Genomic DNA, 17,052 nt, shown 5'->3' with positions numbered 1-17,052 from the left:
GCGGTGATGCCTTGAATAAAAAGGTGTAATCAGCCGTGACGAAAAACGACCGCAGCTCCCCCAGAATCCACTGCTGCCCCTCATTGTATTGGCTATGCGCATGTAAACCGCCCGCGCGTTCCGCTTGGCCATGTCGCTCGCCAGTCAGGCTTTCGACACTGGCGGGCGTTTCCAGGGCGGTGAAGTTCGGCGTGAGCCCGCCGTGGTCGGGACTGCGGGTTGGGCGGCGCGCTTGCGTTATACAGTAACACTAAAGATGAGCGTGCGATAAGCGCCCGAAGTCTACAGACCCTTCTAAATCGCGCATCTCGCCTGCTTCATGATGAAGATGAGGGGGATTCAGCTTGGTCTAGTCGACGGGTTTTTAATCGCTAGACGATCTAGTGGACTATCACTTCTGACAGTAGACCGAAAACCCCGGCAGCTTTAGTTTCAAACCCTGTCGACAGTAAAAGGGGGACTGATCATGCGGGTGTCAGGTGTCACCAGAGCGATCGGTTTTTTGCTTTTTTTGAACGGTGCAGCGCTATTGGCAGAGCAAGACTGCCTCAGCATGTGGCAGCAGAATCCGGTCAGCAAAAGCTGCAAAACCTATGTCCGTGCGGCCGCGCCGGATCAGATTACACCGATGCTGGTCGACCTTGAGAACGGCCAGTGTCGAATCACGCTTACCTGCGAAAACTGGTACGGCGGAGGCATCCCTAATCTTTCCTGGGATATCGAAAAAGCCGAGTTGGCAAACGTCCACAACTGCAACGGCGAGTTGCAGGTTGGGCCCTGTCAAGTCGATCAAACTGGACAGGGCCAGCGGGAACGCTGGCCCTGAGACAGGTCCTCATTCAAGCCGCTGAATCAGGCTCGGCTTGCCGGTTCAGGCGTGTCAGCAGCACGCGGTCCAGCAACCAGACCACCACCAACGAAGCCCCCACCAACGGAAACGCCACTGCCAGCACCAGCATGATCGCCACTCCGGTTTTCCATTTCGGCAGGTCATGGCGCAACGGCGGAACACCGAACTTGCCTCGTGGCCGACGTTTCCACCAGATCACCACGCCGCTGACGGCGCTGAGCAGAATCATCAGGCAGATCAGTAGCACGATGATCTGGTTGAACACGCCGAACATCTTGCCTTCGTGGAGCATCACGCCGATTTCCGTGGCGCGGGCGACGGTGCCGTAGTGCTCGAAGCGCACATCGGCGAGGACGTTGCCGGTGTATTGATCGACGTGCAGGGTGGCGTCGTTGCGCGGGTCGTCGGCGAATACTGCGATGGTGAATACGCCGGTGGCGGTGGTCGGGAACGTGATGCTGTTACCCGGCTCGACCTTGCGCTGTTCGGCGATGTTCTGCACGTCCTGCAGGCTGATGGTCGGCGCCGCAGGGCCGGCTTGCGCACCACTGTGGGCCATGTGTTCGGCGTGGTCACCGGACATCGGCATCGGTGTGTTTTCCATCGCCCAAGGCACGGTCTGGCGGGTGGCGGTGTTGAGGCTGCGGGCCTCGACGTCGGACTTGGGCATGTCATTCCACATGGCGTCCGGGAACACGTTCCAGACGCCGGCGTATTGTTTGCCCCAGAACCCGGTCCAGGTCATGCCGCTCAGCAGCATCACCAACAGAAACGCGGCGCCCCAGAAACCGGTGACGGCGTGCAGGTCGCGCCACAGCACGCGACCGCGACTGCTCAAACGCGGCCACAAGATGCCGGCGGCCTGACCTCGCGGCCACCACAGGAACACCCCGGAAACCACGAGCACAATGCCCCAGCCAGCGGCGAGTTCGACCAGCCGATCACCGACCGTGCCGATCATCAATTCACCGTGGATCGCGCGGGCAACGGCTTGCAGATTCTTCTTCGCGTCTTGCTCGCCGAGGATGTCGCCGTGATACGGATCGACAAAAACATTCAACTCACTACCCGCATTGAGCAGGACAAACTGCGCGCTGCGTTCGGCGTTGATCGGCGGCAGATACTGTTTGATCGTCGCGTGTGGATAAGCCTCTTTTACCCGTGTGAGCAGGTCGTCGGCCGGGACGCTGTGGTGGCCGGCCGGGACGTTCATCAGGCTGCCGTACATCAGCGGATCGAGTTGCGGTTTGAACAGGTAAATGACGCCGGTCAGGGCCAGCATCACCATGAAAGGCGCGACGAACAGACCGGCATAGAAATGCCAGCGCCAGGCCAGGTTGTAGAAATTCGGTTTGGGCTGTTTCATCAGTTGTGCTCCGCTTGGCGAATCAATTGTCTTGGAAAAGATCGCAGCCTCGTTTTACTCGACAGCTCCTACGGGTCTACGCGTGCCAATGTAGGAGCTGGCGAAGCCTTCGATCTTTTGACTTTTTGTTAGAAACTCATGTCCACCTTGGTCCAGAGCGTGCGCCCCGGTTCTTTGATGGCCTGCGGGTCATTGGCCGGGTAGCCGAAACCGGCGTTGCCGGCCAGGTTCAAATGCTCGGCGTACGCCTTGCCGAACAGGTTGTCGACGCCGCTGCTGACCTTCCAGTTCTTGTTGATCCGGTACGCACCGTTGAGCGAAAACACGCCGAAACCCGAGGTCTTGTCGAAGTCCTTGCCGACCACGTTGCCCTTGTTCTGATCGATACGATTTTGCGCGGCGACCACTCTCCACAGTGCACCGGCGCTCCAGTTGTCTTCGCTGTAGGTCAGGCCGAAACGCGCATCCAGCGGCGGCATTTGCGGCAACGCGTTGCCGTCGCTGCTGTTTTTGCCCCAGGCGTAGGCGAGGGTCGCATCGGCCTTCCAGTTCGACGTCAGCTTGTAGGCCGCACCGAGTTCACCGCCCATGATCCGCGCGTCGATGTTCTCGGCTTGCGAGGTCATGCCCATCATTCCCGGCGTGTAGTTGAACAGGATGTAATCGCGCACCTGCCCGACATAACCCGAGGCCCAGGCTTCGAGGTCTTCGTTCTTGTACTGCAGGCCGAAGTCGAGCTGAGTGGTTTTCTCGGGCTTGATCGAATCGAAGGCATTCACCGAACCGGCGGGCCCGGAGTTGGGCGAAAACAACTCCCAGTAATCCGGAAAACGCTGGGTGTGACCGAGACCGGCGTACAGCGTGGTCGGGCTGTCGGCCAGATCATGCTCGTAACGGATGAAGCCGCTTGGCAGGGTGTCGGCGCGAGTGTCGTCGGCAGTCGGGTTGCGCCGGGTCATCATTGCGGACCCCGTGGTCTGGCGGAAGTCTTTAGCCGAAGCGCGGTCCAGTCGCGCACCGGTAATCAGTCGGTCGCGGTCGGCGGCGTACCAGGTCAGTTCGCTGAAAACGCCGTAGTTGTGGAAGTCGGCGTCCTTGTTGCGTGGCAGATCCTTGTAGGTATCGATGCCCATGGCGCTGCGCTTGCGGTGTTCGCTGGTCTGCGCGTCGATGCCGCTGATCAATTGCACATCGGCCCAGCGCCAGGTGCCCTTGATCCGCGCACCGAGGGTTCGCCGATCGACACTGGAGGCCATCGGCCCAGCCATCATCCCGGTGCCGGACGGGGTACGCAGGGTGTAGTTGTCCATCACGTGGTCGGCGTAGTTGTAGTAGATCTGTGCTTCGACCTTGTCGAGCACGTCGCCGATATCGGATTTCTCGAAACGCAAGCCGAGGCTTTCGCGCTTGAATTGCGCGCCATCCATACCGCGTCCGGCGTAACGGGCTTCGCCGTCGCCCTTGCCCGCGGTGAGTTCCAGAAGCGTGTCGGCGTCCGGGGTCCAGCCAACGGCGACGTCACCGTTCCACTTGTCGTAGCGCGATGCCACGGTGTCGTTGTTGCCGTCGCGGTAGTCGTCGGAATGCGCGGTGTTGCCGATCACTCGCACGTAACCCAGCGGGCCGCCGGCGGCAGCATCCACCACTTTGTCGAAGCGGCCGTTGGAACCGGCCAATACGCTGGCATTCACTCGGGTACCGAGTTCGCCGAAGCTTTCCGGCTCCCGGTCGAACAGGATGGTGCCAGCCGACGCGCCCGGCCCCCACAGTACGGTTTGCGGGCCTTTGATGACGGTGAGTTTGTCGTAGGTTTCCGGTGAGATGTAGGAGGTTGGCGCGTCCATCCGGCCGGGGCAGGCGCCGAGCATCTGGCCGCCATTGGTGAGGATGTTCAGGCGCGAGCCGAACATGCCGCGCAGCACCGGGTCACCGTTGGTGCCGCCATTGCGCACCAGGGCGAAGCCGGGGATGGTCTTCAAGTAGTCACCACCGTCGCTGGCCGGAACCGGTTGGCGTGGGTCTTTGGGGTTGGTGACGATGGTCAGCGGTGAACTCGGTGCGACGGCGGTGATCACCGTCGGGCTCAGTTCTTCATTGTGGCCGGCGTGATCATCGGCCAGCACCATCGGTGTCAGCAGTGCGCCGCAAAGAACGGCGGTGGCGTGCCTGAAACGAACGCGTGTTTCGTTCAGGGCAAAAGAAGCTTGGGCGGCGCTCAAGCGTGTGTCAGCAGAAAACCTGGACATGACAATTTCCATCGAACAGTCGTAAACGACACGGCCGGCAGCCTTCGCAATTCCCTGTGGGAGCGAACCTGTCTTGCGGACCGTGTGAAATTGGGGAGGTGTTTACGCGACGATGGGTGGTGCGCGGGTACGGGCGCCGGGGAAGAAGGTTTGCCGGGCGTGGCCCAGGCGAGTGGCAGGGGTGGTGAAGGTAGTGGCTGTGGGTGTATCGAATGCAATGAAGGACTGGCCACCCGTCAGTGCCGGGCAATTGAACAGCAGGCTGCAATAGCCGCACTTTTCCCAGACAGCGTGATGAGACGTCTTGGGCGGGCAATGCTCGGCGGCGGCTTGCGCGCCGTGGTCGCCGTGTTCCATTGCCGGCATGTCCATGGGCATGTCTATCGACATGTTCATGGATGCTTCCATCAGAGCGGAGGCGCGCTGATTCATCGGCATCGACTGAGAAATCAGCGGGCCGATGAAGATCATCAACATGGCGAACAGGCTGATCCAGCTGCCGTGGGTCAGGCTCAGGGGCTGACGGCGGGAAGCGGATGACCTGGCGCTAAGCGCGCGCATGGGCGTATTCAGCTCTGGCGATTACGGGTTGTGCGCGTGCACTTGCATGCCGTCCGGCGCTTTTTTCTGCACCGTGACCTCGACGGTCACATCACCGGATTTCTCGAAATGCATCGTCAGCGGGAAACGCTTGCCGTCGCTCAGCAGGCTGCGGTCTTTCAGTTCCAGCAGCATGACGTGATACGCCATCGGTGCAAACGTGACGTCGCCACCGCCTGGAATCTCGACGCTCGGCACCTGCTGCATTTTCATCAGATCGTTCTGCATCACGTGCTCGTGCAACTGGGCGATCCCTGCAATCGGCGAGTCGACGCCGAGCAATTTGTCCGCGGTTTTACCGTGGTTCTGAATCACGAAATAAGCCGCAACGGTCGGCGCATTCGGTGGCAATTCCTGCGACCACGGATGAGCGATCTCCAGTTCTCCTGTCTTGTATTCATGGGCATTGGCAAAGCAGGCAGGCAGCAGCAACGCAGCCAGAACGATGAGTTTGTTCAACATGGCAGTTCTCCAGAGCGATTCAAGACGCAGGTCAATTGCGAGAAGGAATCACACCAGAGGGGAAGCGCGGGGGTTGAGACTCGGCCATTGCTGGCGTGGTGTAGGTGTATCGAGAGAGTCGGCGGGCAGGCTTCGATTGGCATCGAAACGCGCGAAGGACAACGGCGGCACATGCCCGGGCAACGCCACCAGCGGCGCTGAGCCGGAGCAGCACCAGCAATGCTGCATGTTGGAATGATCGTCGTTCTGCGGCGCTTTCTGCTCAAGCGTCCCCAGGGAAATCGCCACCATCTTCGTGCCAGTGGACGAACAGAAACTACCCCACAACACCTGCTCGGCGGGCGATTTCGCCGTCTGCGTCATCGCTCCGGTCATCGGCATGGCGAGCATGTTGAACAGCACTGCGAAGCAGGCTATCCAGGCAAATGCGAGCCGTTGTCGGGACATGGGGACAGATCCGGTTGGGTGGGCGATCAGGCGCGGCTATTTAGCCTGATCAGTGCCGATAAGTAAAAAAGCGGCGTGCGGTTTGGTGTCGCAGCGCAGTCAGATCACAGTGGCATGCAGACGCAGACCCAAAGCTTTCATAACCTTCATGATAGTCGCGAACTCCGGATTGCCAGTGCTGCTCAATGCTTTGTACAAGCTTTCACGACCAAGGCCTGCATCACGTGCAACCTGTGTCATGCCCTGTGCTCTGGCTATATCGTTGAGTGCCGCGCGTATCAGTACTCCATCGCCGGCATCTTCTTCAAAGCATGCATCCAGATAAGCCGCCATTTCTTCTGGCGATTTGAGAAATTCGGCGGCATCGAAGCGGGTGAATTGCTCGGCCATGATCTACTCCTCATTACCGATGTTTTGCGCCATTTGAATGGCGCGATTGATATCGCGTTTTTGAGTCGACTTGTCGCCCCCCACCAAAAGCAGGTAAACCACTTCGCCTCGACGAGTGAAGTACATCCTGTAGCCCGGACCATGATGAACACGCATTTCATAGACAGATTCGCCTACAGGTTCGCAATCGCCAAAATTTCAATGTTCGGCAGCTCGGAGCCTGGCGATGATCCGGGCTTATCCAATGGTGTCTCTGAGTGAGTCGAGCCAATCGGCAAATGCGCTGGATCGTTTGAAGTCGATCATGCTGGATCGTATTCCTTGGGATACATATTGGCAAGCAGCCCTTTCTCGAGTCGTGGTGGGTCGTTCCTCAAGAATCGAGTCGTTGTGCTTGGTAGAATCAAAAGAATGGGAATATAGGATTGAAGCTATTGGAGATACAGTCGGCTCTTTCCTGAAGTGTTGCGGGCAAAGTCACAAGGAGCTACAGGTCTCAAGAAACGTCCGACACAGATAAGGCAATTAGCAGGTCATCCACGCTTCCAAACTCCCGATCCACCCCCGGCAACACCGGCCGCTTCAACACCAACACCGGCACCCCCCGTTCCCGCGCCACTTCCAGTTTCGGCTCGGTGGCGGTGCTGCCGCTGTTCTTGCTGATCAGCACATCAATCTGCCGACGTTCAAACAGCTCACGTTCATCGTCGATCAGGAACGGTCCGCGTGCGCCTATCACTTCGCAGCGCTCGTTGCCCGGATAAACATCCAGTGCGCGCAACGTCCAGAATTGCTCTGGCGGGATTTCCTGCAGATGTTGCAAGGGTTCACGGCCGAGGGTGAACAGTGGTCGCCGGAACGGTTTGAGCGCGTCGATCAACCCGGCCCAGTCGCTGACTTCGCGCCAGTCGTCCCCTGCTTGCGGCTGCCAGGCCGGACGCCTGAATGCCCAGCAGGGAATGCCGGTCAGCTGTGCGGCGGTCGCAGCGTTCTGGCTGATTTGTGCTGCGTACGGATGCGTCGCGTCCAGCAGCAGATCAATCCCTTCGTCGCGGATGAACTGCGCCAGTCCCTCTGCACCGCCATAGCCGCCGACGCGCACCTGGCAATTCAGATCGGTCGGCACTCGACCGACGCCGGCCAGGCTGTAGAGGTGTTCCGGTCCAAGCGTACGGGCGATCGCCAGCGCTTCCGTCACGCCACCGAGCAGCAAAATGCGCTTCATTGGAAAACTCCCGCATGGCCAACAATCCCGCCCTGGCGATCGATGGCAAATACTTCAACCTGAACCTGCGCCGGCACCACGCTGCGCGCAAACGCCAGCGCGTGCCGGCACACCGCATCGCCGAGTGCGATGCCGGCCGCGTTGGCCATCGCCAGCGCTTGCTGACTGGTATTGGCCTCGCGGATCGCTTGCTGCAACGCTTGATCTGCCCCGACCGTTGCCGCCCATTCAGCCAGTTGCGGCAGGTCGATGCTCGAATGCCGACTGTGCAGGTCCATGTGCCCGGCTGCCAGTTTGCTGATCTTGCCGAAGCCGCCGCACAGGCTGAGTTTATCCACAGGCACTTTGCGCAGATGCTTGAGTACGGCGCCGACGAAATCGCCCATTTCGATCAAGGCGATTTCCGGCAAGTCGTAGACGCGGCGCATGGTGTCTTCGCTGGCGTTGCCGGTGCACGCGGCGATGTGCAGGTAACCATTGGTTTTCGCCACATCGATGCCCTGATGGATCGAGGCAATGTAAGCCGCGCAGGAAAACGGCCGAACGATGCCGCTGGTACCCAGGATCGACAAGCCACCGAGAATGCCCAGCCGTGGATTCATGGTTTTCAACGCCAGCGCCTCGCCGCCCTCGACGTTCACCGTAACCTCGAAACCGCCGCGATAACCGAGTTCCTCAGCGAGCAAGGTCAGGTGGTCGGTGATCATCTTGCGCGGGACCGGGTTGATCGCCGGTTCGCCGACCGCCAACACCAGGCCTGGCCGGGTGACCGTGCCCACACCACGGCCGGCACTGAAACGAATGCCCGGTTCGGCGTTCAATCGCACTTGGGAGAACAGCAGTGCGCCGTGGGTCACGTCCGGATCGTCGCCGGCATCCTTGATCGTGCCGGCCTCGGCGCCGTCATCCAGGAGTCGACAGAACTCCAGACGCATTTGCACCTGCTTGCCTTTGGGCAAGACGATGTTCACGGCGTCCGCGCACTCGCCGCCGAGTAGCAGGCGAGCAGCCGCGAGGCTAGTCGCGGTGGCGCAACTGCCCGTCGTGAGGCCGCTGCGCAGCGGTGCGGGTTGTTCGGCGGTTTCGTCACGCATCGAAAGGTTTGACCACGTCCAGCAAGGTAATCGGCAGCGCCTGGCGCCAGGTGTCGAAGTCGCCCAACGGTTGCGCCTGGGCGATGTGGATGCGCGTCAACTCGCCGCCGTGCTGCTCGCGCCAGGCCATCAGGGCCATTTCACTTTGCAGCGTGACGGCGTTGGCGATCAGTCGACCACCGGGTTTCAGCTGAGCCCAGCAAGTGTCCAGCACACCCTCGCGAGTGACTCCGCCACCGATGAAGATCGCATCCGGGCGCTCGAGTCCGGCGAGGGCTTGTGGCGCCTTGCCGCGTATCAGTTGCAGGCCGGGTACGCCCAGCGCGTCGCGGTTTTGCTCGATCAGCAGTTGCCGTCCTTCATCGGCCTCGATGGCCAGAGCCCGGCAACTCGGGTGGGCACGCATCCATTCGATGCCGATCGAGCCGCTGCCGGCACCGACGTCCCACAGCAGTTCACCGGGCACCGGGGCCAGGCGCGCTAGGGTGATTGCGCGCACGTCGCGCTTGGTCAATTGGCCGTCGTGCTTGAACGCCGAGTCCGGCAAGCCAGCCAATCGTGACAGGCGCGGCGCACCGGGTTCAGCGATGCATTCGATGGCGACCAGATTCAGATCGGCGATCACCGGATCGGCCCAATCGCGGGCGACGCCATCGACGCGCCGTTCGGCTTCACCGCCCATATGTTCCAGCACACTGAGGCGGCTCGGCCCGAAGCCACGCTCGCGCAACAACGCGGCAATCGCGGCGGGGCTTTGGCCGTCGTTGCACAGCACCAGCAAACGGATGCCGCTGAACAACTGCGCGTTGAGCGCCGCGATCGGGCGGGCAACCATGGACAACGTCACCACGTCCTGCAACGGCCAGCCCATGCGCGCGGCAGCCAGAGAGCAGGAAGAGGGCGCCGGCAGAATCTGCATTTCATCGCTGGGCAATAGCCGGGCAAGGCTGGCGCCGACGCCGAAGAACATCGGGTCACCGCTGGCCAGCACGCAAACCGGTTCGCCACGTCGGGCCAGCACCGCATCGAGGGAGAACGGACTGGGCCAGAGTTCGCGTTCGCCGCGAATGCAGGGCGACAGCAGATCCAGCTGGCGTTGGGCGCCGACGATCCTGGAGGCGCGGAGCAAGGCGTGACGGGCGTTTTTACCCAGGCCCTTGAAGCCGTCTTCTCCGATACCTACCACTGTCAGCCACGGGGTCATGCTGTTCCTCTTCGATCAACCGATGCCAAATCATCGCAGCGTTCAGGTCTGTCTTGACCTGCGCCGCTGCGCATCATAGCGCGGTGTCGATTGCATTCGCCTGCTGGCAGTCGGTGAAATTTCTGTTGAATGCACTCGAGCTTTTTTAAGCGAAGGGAATTCAACCTGTTTACCTATCGTTTGTTCTTCCACAGGTCGAACCGCTTTGCTTTGATCTCGCTGCGCTTTTTCTCAATGAGCGCTCTTTTAGTCTCGAGTATGTTTTTATCCAGTTTGAGGTACGCACCTTGCTGGATGATTTTGGCGGCGTGGCCCTCCCGCCCCAAGAACAGGAAGTTACTTCTCTTAGTGTCAGCCACCAGTTCAAGATTAAAGACAGCGATCTGAAGAACGCCCTTTGAGTCGTACCGTGCCGGAATGACCTGAAAGCGATTCCCCAGCCGGCTTTCTTCATCCAGAGACACGACTGCCGGCTTGTCGGGTTTCAGTGCGTCGAGCGTGTCGATCATCGCGTTCCCTTGCCTGTGGTCCGGCATGGCTTGGGCACGCTGTATCAGGAAATCAGCGACGCTTTTCGAGACGTCGTGACGGGTGCGGGTAAAAATGGTGTCCTGGAACACCGACCAGCCTAAGAAATTCAGGGTGGTTACATACTCATCCAGCCACTTTGTGGAGTCGACAAAGCGGCTACAGGCCATGTTGGCGGAGTGTGTGGCGATCTGTGTGCAGTGAGTCAAGTCGTCGTGATCCTGCAATGAAAGTTCGTCAATACAGGAGAGCAAGTTTGGTCCGGTCAATATGCCGGAGGGCTTTTCATTGTTCATGGGGGGCTCCTTATATAAGCGCGGCGTTGATGAACGTGGTTAATGGTTTGTTTATGCAAGGTACGAGGGTGGGTGCATAGTTGAAAATAGCGATGGCATGCAGAATTGATTCTTACTGTTTAGTCATGTTTGAAAGTTGAATTTAAAACGACCTTTTGGACTTCATGCGAAACAACGGGTGCCCCCCCCTGTGGAGCACGTTTCGTCGTCAATCCCTTTGAGCTTTTTCATCCGGCCGGGCAAAGCAGGCATAATGCTGCCCTTCGTCCTGTAACCGGCCATTCCGTGAATCCACGTCAGACATTCAGTCCTCTGCGACCTTCGGCTTGTCCCGGATTGTTACGTGTCGTCCAGGCGCTGGATGGCGGCATTTGCCGGATCAAGCTTGGCGGCGGTTCTATCCGCGCGGATCAGGCCGTCGCCGTGGCTGATGCGGCAGCGCGATATGCCGGTGGCGTGATAGAGGCGACCAACCGGGCAAATCTGCAGATTCGCGGTATTGGTGAGCAGGCAGCAGCATTGATCGAGAGTCTGTTGGCCGCCGGCCTGGGACCCACCACCGCCGCAGGCGACGATGTGCGCAATCTGATGTTGAGCCCCAGTGCCGGCATTGATCGACACATGCTGATCGACAGTCGGCCCTTGGCCGGGCAGATTCTCGACAGCTTGCAAACCCGTGCGCGCTTCCACGACTTGTCGGCCAAGTTCGCCGTGCAGCTGGATGGCGGCGAAGCACTGGCGATGCTCGAGCATCCTCACGATGTGTGGTTATCGGCTGTCGAACAGAACGGCGAATCGTTACTGGCTTTCGGTCTGGCGGGATGTCCGGTCGATGAGCCTTTGGGCGCGGTGCCAGAGGCATTGGGGCACGAGTTGGTGATCAAGGTGCTGGAGCTGTTTCTGGATCTCGCTCGTCCCGAGCAGACTCGAATGCGTCATTTGCTGGCCGAATTGCCGGTCTCGGATTTCATGGCGCAATTGGTCCAGCGCTTGAGTCAGCCACCGGTCGACGTCACAGGTTGGGACCGATCTGCATCTTCAATTGCGCTGCACATTGGCACTTATCCACAACGCCAAAACGGGCTCGTCTACATTGGCGCGGGCGTGCCATTGGGGCGACTGGATTCGGCCATGCTCAGAGGCGTTTCGCAACTGGCCGGTGCCTACGGTGATGGCAGCTTGCGTTTCACGCCGTGGCAAAGCCTGCTTGTTCCCGGCGTTCAGTTCAAGGATGCGCCGGCGGTGACTGACGCATTGAACCGGCTCGGTTTTATATGCTCAGCCGATCAGTCGCTGGCTCACGTAATTGCCTGTACCGGTTCCACGGGGTGCGCCAAAGGCCTGGCCGACACCAAGGACGATGCCCTGCAACTGGCAGCGCTGTTGCCACACCATGGTCAGCGCTTGAGCGTTCATCTGAGCGGTTGTTCGCGCTCCTGTGCGGCTGCGCATGTTGCGCCGGTCACGCTGCTGGCGATCTCCCCAGGTCACTACGACCTCTATTTTCGCGATGCGGGGCAGCCGGGTTTCGGCGCCCTGCACGCACGCAACCTTACTATTGAAGCGGTCGCAGCCTTGCTCGACGCCCGCTCACGGAGCCCCCTTGATGCTTGATTACATCCGCGACGGTCAGGAGATCTATCGCAACTCCTTCGCGATCATTCGCGCGGAGGCCAACCTCGAACGAATCCCGGCCGATCTGGAAAAACTCGCGGTGCGGGTGATCCACGCCTGCGGCATGGTCGATGCGATTGACGGTCTGCAATTTTCCAAAGGCGCGGGCAAGGCCGGGCGCGATGCGCTGGCCGCCGGTGCGCCGATTCTGTGTGATGCGCGGATGGTCTCCGAGGGCGTGACCCGCACGCGTTTGCCGGCGAACAACGAGGTCATTTGCACCCTGCGCGATGATAGCGTTCCTGAACTGGCCCGCGAATTGGGCAACACCCGCTCCGCCGCCGCGCTCGAGTTGTGGCGCCCGCACCTGGAAGGCAGCGTGGTGGTGATCGGCAACGCGCCGACCGCACTGTTTTATCTACTGGAAATGCTCGACGCCGGCGCCCCGAAACCGGCGCTGATCCTCGGCTTCCCGGTGGGTTTCGTCGGCGCCGCCGAATCCAAGGCAGCGCTCGCGGCGGACAGCCGTGGCGTGCCGTTTGTCATCATGCAAGGCCGGCTGGGCGGTAGCGCCATGGCCGCCGCCGCCGTCAATGCCCTCGCCACGGAGATCGAATGATGCAGCAACCTGGACGCTTGATCGGCCTGGGCGTCGGCCCCGGTGATCCGGAACTGATTACCGTCAAGGCCCTGCGCCTGCTGCGCGAATCACCGGTGGTGGCGTACTTCGTCGCCAAGGGGAAAAAGGGCAATGCGTTCGGCATCATCGAAGCGCATTTGCAGGACGCACAAACCTTGCTGCCGCTGGTGTATCCCGTGACGACTGAAGCGTTGCCGGCGCCGCTGTCCTATGAGCAAGTGATCAGCGATTTCTACGATGCGGCCGGCGAAGAACTTGCCGCTCATCTCGATGCCGGACGTGATGTCGCGGTGATCTGCGAGGGCGATCCGTTCTTCTACGGTTCCTACATGTACCTGCACGATCGTCTGTCCGAGCGTTACGAGGCTGAAGTCGTGCCGGGTGTCTGTTCGATGCTCGGCGGTGCTTCGGTGCTCGGTGCGCCGCTGGTGTATCGCAATCAGAGCCTGTCGGTGCTGTCCGGCGTGCTGCCGCACGATGATCTCAAGCGCCGCCTGGCCGACGCCGATGCGGCGGTGATCATGAAACTGGGGCGTAACTTCCCGAAGGTTCGTCAGGTACTGGAAGAGCTCGGCCTCGCCGAACGTGCGCTGTACGTCGAACGCGCAACCATGGCCAATCAGAAAATCGTGCCGCTGGATCAGGTCGAACCGATGTCCTCGCCGTACTTCTCGTTGATCATCGTTCCAGGTGAAAGGTGGCAAGGCTGATGACTCGTCCAGCTCCGGCGATTGTCATTCTCGGCAATGGCAGCCTCGCGACCGCGCGCAAGATTCAGCAGGTATACCCCGGCGCCCTGATCCACGGCCTGGCCGAACGGGTCGATGGCGCGGACCGCGTCTATCACGAATTCGGCGCTACCCTGCGCGAACTCTATCAGCAGGACACACCGATCATTGCCCTGTGCGCCGCCGGCATCGTGATCCGCACGCTGGCGCCGTTGCTGCTGGAGAAAGGCGCCGAGCCGCCGGTACTGGCCGTGGCCGAGGACGGCAGTGCGGTGGTTCCGTTGCTGGGCGGGTTGGGCGGGGTGAACGTGCTGGCGCGGGAAATTGCCGTTGCTCTGGATGTGGCGCCGGCGATCACCACCAGCGGTGAACTGCGCTTTGGCACCTGCCTGCTCAATCCACCCAGCGGTTATGTCCTGGGTGATCTGGAGCTGGGCAAGCGTTTCGTCTCCGATTTGCTTGCCGGTGAAACGCTGCGTATCGAAGGCTCGGCGCCGTGGTTGGCGCAGGCTCAACTGCCGGAGAACCCGCAAGCGCGGCTGGCCGTTCATGTCGGTCATGCCGAGCGAACGCCCGCGGCCAATGAGCTGTTGATCTATCCGCGCAACGTGTTGGTGGCGGTCAGTGCTGACGTGGGCAATTTGCCGAGTGCCGTTCGTGAGGTGCTGCATCAGGCAAAAATCGCCGTGCAATCGGTGGCTTGTCTGCTGGCAGCCGACGGCGACATGGCGAGCGCGGCGCTGCGTGAAGCGGCGCTTGAACTGGGTGTGCCGCTACGTTTTGCCAACGACGTCGGCTCAGTCAGTGAGCTGGCGCGCACCGCCATCGACCAGCCGGTTTCGAATTTTGGTGATGAGCAGGTGGCCGTCGTGGTTGCCGCGCAACCTCTGGACCCTATGTCGATTGGCCGCTCTCGCGGTCGTCTGGCGGTGATCGGTCTCGGCCCTGGCGCTGCCGAACTGATGGTGCCGGCGGTCAAGGCTGAGCTGGCGCGCGCCAATGACGTGCTCGGTTACGAAACATATGTGCGCATGGCCGGGCCATTCCGGGCCGACCAGGTGATGCATTGCACCGACAATCGCGAAGAGATGCAGCGCGCGCGTCACGCGTTCGAGCTCGCGGCGCAGGGGCGTTCGGTGGTGGTGGTTTCATCCGGTGATCCGGGTGTTTTCGCCATGGCTGCGGCAGTGCTGGAAGCGCTGCATGAGTCCTCCGATGCTGCGTGGCACAACGTTGATCTGGAAATTCTGCCTGGTGTTTCTGCATCGCTGGCGACGGCTGCTCAGGCGGGCGCGCCGCTGGGGCATGACTTCTGCGTGCTGTCGCTGTCGGATAACCTCAAGCCTTGGGGCATTATCGAGAAGCGCCTGGACCTGGCGGCTCAAGCCGATCTGGCACTGGCTTTCTACAACCCGATTTCACGTTCGCGTCCATGGCAACTGGGCCAGGCGCTGGAGATCGTCGCTCGGCATCGTACGCCCGACACGCCTGTGGTGCTGGGGCGCGATATCGGCCGTCCGGGCCAGACCTTGCGAGTGACAACACTCGGTCTGCTGACGCCTGATCAGGTGGATATGCGCACGATGGTACTTGTCGGCTCTTCCACGACGCGCGTTATTCCGCGTCCGGACGGTCGGGTCTGGGTGTACACGCCGCGTAGTTACGGCGATAAGCTTGTGCCTGTTCAATAACAGGTTTCTTTTTCGCCTCTTTTAATTGCCCGATCATCCGCGCCTTAGGCTAAAGATGATCGAGGTGATTTTCTTGTTTACATATGTAGTATCCAATTGAATTTGTAGGGTCGATGTTCTTTGGTTAGTTTGGTTGGCGCCCATGAGGGTAATAACTAACAATGGAATGTACATATGAGTATTGAAAAAAGCCGCGTTACCGTCGCTGAAAGTGTTGATTTTGTACGCGCGTGTATTAAGAAGCGCCAACTGGCTGGCATGATTCGCGCACGCTCGAGTGCCCCCACGATTACTTCGAGCCCGACAAAGGAACTGGATGCGTTGGTGTTGGGGGATAGCCTTATCGGCTATGGCGGCAATATCAGTCTGGGTAATATGAGGGTTATCGAAGACATTATTACTATGTCGAAAATTGAGGCCAAGTATCAGGTTCCTGATCATAAGGATGCGAAGGGTCGTTATATCGAGTTTATTAATTGCATGGAGGCCTTGGGTTGCTTTGTGCCGGATTCGGGTTATTCCAAATACCGCTCAAGTTCGCTAAGCGTCACTATGGATAATGTGATGGTTGATATTATCCAGGCGGCAGTGGAAGCAGCAAAAGCTGCAATTCCAGGCGCTACGGTGCTTAGCGCTGTCACGAACTCCACGCTGACTGCGCTGAAAAAAGACCCTGAAGCGATCAATCTGTTGAACCTCGAATCGAAAGATGCCGAGGGCGTACGTTTATCCACAATCCCCTGTGAGCAGCTGCCTAACGGCCTGATTGTCGTTGCATTGGCGGCGGTGGATCATCGGGGCGGCAGTGACAATGGCGGTGTTCTTTTTGTTGACTGGAAGACCTCGGCGCTCGATGTATTCCAGGGCAAAGCGTGTTTGACCTTCAATCCTGCTCGCTATGCGGAAGTGAAGGACCTGGTTGAAGAGTATCTTGCCGGCCATCGAAAAACGCTGCTGTCCAAGCGGTTCAGCAGACGTCCATAAGGTTGGCTATCGCCAGAGGCGCAATGTCTCTGGCGTTCTTGAATGCACCTTGCGCAGGCCAATTCCCTAAGGCACCAGATAACCCTTCACGCCGGTAAAAATAATCTGCGCCGCCAACGCACACACGAACAGGCCCATCAACCGGCTGACAATCTGCAAACCCTGGTCACCAAGAATCCGCTCGATACGGTTCGACAGATAGAGCACCACGCCGACGGTGAAACTGGCCAGGGCGATGCTGAGGATGGCGGTGAGTTTGTCGTCCCAGTGCGGCTGGCTCACACCCATGACCAGCAATGCGCCGATGGTGCCGGGGCCGACGGTCAGAGGGATGGTCAGCGGTACGATGGTGACGTCCTGCTGCACGTTGTCGGTCTGCACTGCCGACTTGCCCTGGGCCATGCCCAGCGCCGAGATGAACAGCACGCTGCCGGCACCGATGCGGAACGCGTCCACGGTGATGCCGAAGACACTGAAAATCACTCGCCCGAACAGGTACAGCAAGACGCTGGACACCAGCGTGGCCGTCGCCACTTTCCACGCCAGCCGACGTTGTTCCTTGCGTGAATAACCGCGGGTCAGGCTGATGAAGCAGGACAACACGAAGAACGGGCTATAGAGCACCAGCATCTTCAGGTAAACGCTGAACAACACATGGAGCATGGGGCAAGCTCACTGGCGAGGGAA

The 17,052-nt window shown here is 60.0% G+C and carries 17 protein-coding genes and 1 pseudogene; 6 read left to right on the top strand and 12 right to left on the bottom strand.

The genetic code is table 11. The features are described 5' to 3' along the window. Positions 1 to 466: 466 nt before the first annotated feature. Positions 467 to 826, top strand: coding sequence for a hypothetical protein (locus PMI01S_RS08545; RefSeq protein WP_084319230.1), 360 nt, complete (start codon positions 467 to 469; stop codon positions 824 to 826). Positions 827 to 839: 13 nt separating this feature from the next. Here the strand turns inward: PMI01S_RS08545 and PMI01S_RS08540 are convergent, their stop codons facing one another. The 11 genes and pseudogenes from PMI01S_RS08540 to PMI01S_RS08490 all read right to left on the bottom strand — a co-directional run bounded on the left by PMI01S_RS08540 (position 840) and on the right by PMI01S_RS08490 (position 10,708). After that, positions 840 to 2,216: a PepSY-associated TM helix domain-containing protein gene (locus tag PMI01S_RS08540; protein WP_084319228.1), complete on the bottom strand. Its 1,377-nt coding sequence runs from the start codon at positions 2,214 to 2,216 to the stop codon at positions 840 to 842. A gap of 128 nt (positions 2,217 to 2,344) precedes the next feature. After that, positions 2,345 to 4,462 carry a TonB-dependent copper receptor gene (locus tag PMI01S_RS08535; protein ID WP_084319227.1) on the bottom strand — a complete coding sequence of 706 codons (2,118 nt, stop codon included), beginning with the start codon at positions 4,460 to 4,462 and terminating at the stop codon, positions 2,345 to 2,347. A gap of 102 nt (positions 4,463 to 4,564) precedes the next feature. Further along, positions 4,565 to 5,023 (bottom strand): DUF2946 domain-containing protein, encoded by a 459-nt coding sequence (locus tag PMI01S_RS08530; RefSeq protein WP_084319225.1) that lies wholly within the window; start codon positions 5,021 to 5,023, stop codon positions 4,565 to 4,567. 21 nt (positions 5,024 to 5,044) lie between these two features. Further along, positions 5,045 to 5,524 carry a copper chaperone PCu(A)C gene (locus tag PMI01S_RS08525; RefSeq protein ID WP_084319223.1) on the bottom strand — a complete coding sequence of 160 codons (480 nt, stop codon included), beginning with the start codon at positions 5,522 to 5,524 and terminating at the stop codon, positions 5,045 to 5,047. Between the two features lie 48 nt (positions 5,525 to 5,572). Further along, positions 5,573 to 5,971, bottom strand: coding sequence for a DUF2946 domain-containing protein (locus PMI01S_RS08520; protein ID WP_084319221.1), 399 nt, complete (start codon positions 5,969 to 5,971; stop codon positions 5,573 to 5,575). A gap of 99 nt (positions 5,972 to 6,070) precedes the next feature. After that, positions 6,071 to 6,361, bottom strand: a complete 291-nt coding sequence (locus tag PMI01S_RS08515) for an addiction module antidote protein (protein WP_084319219.1) — start codon at positions 6,359 to 6,361, stop codon at positions 6,071 to 6,073. A 3-nt stretch (positions 6,362 to 6,364) separates the two neighbouring features. Next, positions 6,365 to 6,667, bottom strand: a pseudogene (locus PMI01S_RS08510) (type II toxin-antitoxin system RelE/ParE family toxin). A gap of 190 nt (positions 6,668 to 6,857) precedes the next feature. After that, on the bottom strand, positions 6,858 to 7,586 hold the full coding sequence (locus PMI01S_RS08505; RefSeq protein ID WP_084319218.1) for a cobalt-precorrin-6A reductase: 729 nt from the start codon (positions 7,584 to 7,586) through the stop codon (positions 6,858 to 6,860). Continuing rightward, the gene (locus PMI01S_RS08500) at positions 7,583 to 8,680 is read right to left on the bottom strand and encodes a cobalt-precorrin-5B (C(1))-methyltransferase (RefSeq protein ID WP_084319216.1); all 1,098 of its coding nucleotides are present in this window, start codon (positions 8,678 to 8,680) and stop codon (positions 7,583 to 7,585) included. Before PMI01S_RS08500 ends, PMI01S_RS08505 begins: the two co-directional genes overlap by 4 nt. Further along, on the bottom strand, positions 8,673 to 9,884 hold the full coding sequence (cbiE, locus tag PMI01S_RS08495) for a precorrin-6y C5,15-methyltransferase (decarboxylating) subunit CbiE (RefSeq protein WP_084319214.1): 1,212 nt from the start codon (positions 9,882 to 9,884) through the stop codon (positions 8,673 to 8,675). The genes PMI01S_RS08500 and cbiE overlap by 8 nt, the downstream gene beginning before the upstream one ends. 173 nt (positions 9,885 to 10,057) lie before the next feature. After that, positions 10,058 to 10,708, bottom strand: a complete 651-nt coding sequence (locus PMI01S_RS08490; protein WP_084319212.1) for a hypothetical protein — start codon at positions 10,706 to 10,708, stop codon at positions 10,058 to 10,060. A gap of 285 nt (positions 10,709 to 10,993) precedes the next feature. On the opposite strand from PMI01S_RS08490, the gene cobG reads away from it, so the two are divergent. The 5 genes from cobG to PMI01S_RS08465 all read left to right on the top strand — a co-directional run bounded on the left by cobG (position 10,994) and on the right by PMI01S_RS08465 (position 16,365). After that, entirely contained in the window at positions 10,994 to 12,322 is a 1,329-nt protein-coding gene (gene cobG, locus PMI01S_RS08485; protein ID WP_084319210.1) for a precorrin-3B synthase, read from the top strand. Further along, positions 12,315 to 12,941: a precorrin-8X methylmutase gene (locus PMI01S_RS08480; RefSeq protein WP_084319208.1), complete on the top strand. Its 627-nt coding sequence runs from the start codon at positions 12,315 to 12,317 to the stop codon at positions 12,939 to 12,941. Before cobG ends, PMI01S_RS08480 begins: the two co-directional genes overlap by 8 nt. Further along, on the top strand, positions 12,941 to 13,672 hold the full coding sequence (locus tag PMI01S_RS08475) for a precorrin-2 C(20)-methyltransferase (protein ID WP_084319357.1): 732 nt from the start codon (positions 12,941 to 12,943) through the stop codon (positions 13,670 to 13,672). The genes PMI01S_RS08480 and PMI01S_RS08475 overlap by 1 nt, the downstream gene beginning before the upstream one ends. Then, positions 13,672 to 15,381 (top strand): precorrin-3B C(17)-methyltransferase, encoded by a 1,710-nt coding sequence (cobJ, locus tag PMI01S_RS08470; protein ID WP_084319207.1) that lies wholly within the window; start codon positions 13,672 to 13,674, stop codon positions 15,379 to 15,381. The genes PMI01S_RS08475 and cobJ overlap by 1 nt, the downstream gene beginning before the upstream one ends. A gap of 174 nt (positions 15,382 to 15,555) precedes the next feature. Next, positions 15,556 to 16,365 (top strand): hypothetical protein, encoded by an 810-nt coding sequence (locus PMI01S_RS08465; RefSeq protein ID WP_235864385.1) that lies wholly within the window; start codon positions 15,556 to 15,558, stop codon positions 16,363 to 16,365. Between the two features lie 66 nt (positions 16,366 to 16,431). Here PMI01S_RS08465 and tspR read toward each other — a convergent pair whose 3' ends face one another. Then, positions 16,432 to 17,028 (bottom strand): type III secretion system genes modulator TspR, encoded by a 597-nt coding sequence (gene tspR, locus PMI01S_RS08460; RefSeq protein WP_007937197.1) that lies wholly within the window; start codon positions 17,026 to 17,028, stop codon positions 16,432 to 16,434. Positions 17,029 to 17,052 lie beyond the last annotated feature (24 nt).

This window comes from Pseudomonas migulae NBRC 103157 (assembly GCF_002091715.1).
GTDB classification, from domain to species: Bacteria; Pseudomonadota; Gammaproteobacteria; order Pseudomonadales; family Pseudomonadaceae; genus Aquipseudomonas; species Aquipseudomonas migulae_A.
The sequence above is the reverse complement of the archived record's forward strand: the minus strand, read 5'-3'. Positions and strand labels throughout refer to the sequence as shown.

Excerpts from the sequence above, each read along its gene's own strand:
- PMI01S_RS08525 (WP_084319223.1), bottom strand. The coding sequence starts at position 5,524 with ATGTTGAACAAACTCATCGTTCTGGCTGCGTTGCTGCTGCCTGCCTGC.
- PMI01S_RS08480 (WP_084319208.1), top strand. The coding sequence starts at position 12,315 with ATGCTTGATTACATCCGCGACGGTCAGGAGATCTATCGCAACTCCTTC.
- PMI01S_RS08465 (WP_235864385.1), top strand. The coding sequence starts at position 15,556 with ATGAGTATTGAAAAAAGCCGCGTTACCGTCGCTGAAAGTGTTGATTTT.
- PMI01S_RS08540 (WP_084319228.1), bottom strand. The coding sequence starts at position 2,216 with ATGAAACAGCCCAAACCGAATTTCTACAACCTGGCCTGGCGCTGGCAT.
- cobJ (WP_084319207.1), top strand. The coding sequence starts at position 13,672 with ATGACTCGTCCAGCTCCGGCGATTGTCATTCTCGGCAATGGCAGCCTC.
- PMI01S_RS08535 (WP_084319227.1), bottom strand. The coding sequence starts at position 4,462 with ATGTCCAGGTTTTCTGCTGACACACGCTTGAGCGCCGCCCAAGCTTCT.
- tspR (WP_007937197.1), bottom strand. The coding sequence starts at position 17,028 with ATGCTCCATGTGTTGTTCAGCGTTTACCTGAAGATGCTGGTGCTCTAT.
- PMI01S_RS08500 (WP_084319216.1), bottom strand. The coding sequence starts at position 8,680 with ATGCGTGACGAAACCGCCGAACAACCCGCACCGCTGCGCAGCGGCCTC.
- PMI01S_RS08475 (WP_084319357.1), top strand. The coding sequence starts at position 12,941 with ATGCAGCAACCTGGACGCTTGATCGGCCTGGGCGTCGGCCCCGGTGAT.
- cbiE (WP_084319214.1), bottom strand. The coding sequence starts at position 9,884 with ATGACCCCGTGGCTGACAGTGGTAGGTATCGGAGAAGACGGCTTCAAG.
- PMI01S_RS08545 (WP_084319230.1), top strand. The coding sequence starts at position 467 with ATGCGGGTGTCAGGTGTCACCAGAGCGATCGGTTTTTTGCTTTTTTTG.
- PMI01S_RS08520 (WP_084319221.1), bottom strand. The coding sequence starts at position 5,971 with ATGTCCCGACAACGGCTCGCATTTGCCTGGATAGCCTGCTTCGCAGTG.
- PMI01S_RS08490 (WP_084319212.1), bottom strand. The coding sequence starts at position 10,708 with ATGAACAATGAAAAGCCCTCCGGCATATTGACCGGACCAAACTTGCTC.
- PMI01S_RS08515 (WP_084319219.1), bottom strand. The coding sequence starts at position 6,361 with ATGGCCGAGCAATTCACCCGCTTCGATGCCGCCGAATTTCTCAAATCG.
- PMI01S_RS08530 (WP_084319225.1), bottom strand. The coding sequence starts at position 5,023 with ATGCGCGCGCTTAGCGCCAGGTCATCCGCTTCCCGCCGTCAGCCCCTG.
- PMI01S_RS08505 (WP_084319218.1), bottom strand. The coding sequence starts at position 7,586 with ATGAAGCGCATTTTGCTGCTCGGTGGCGTGACGGAAGCGCTGGCGATC.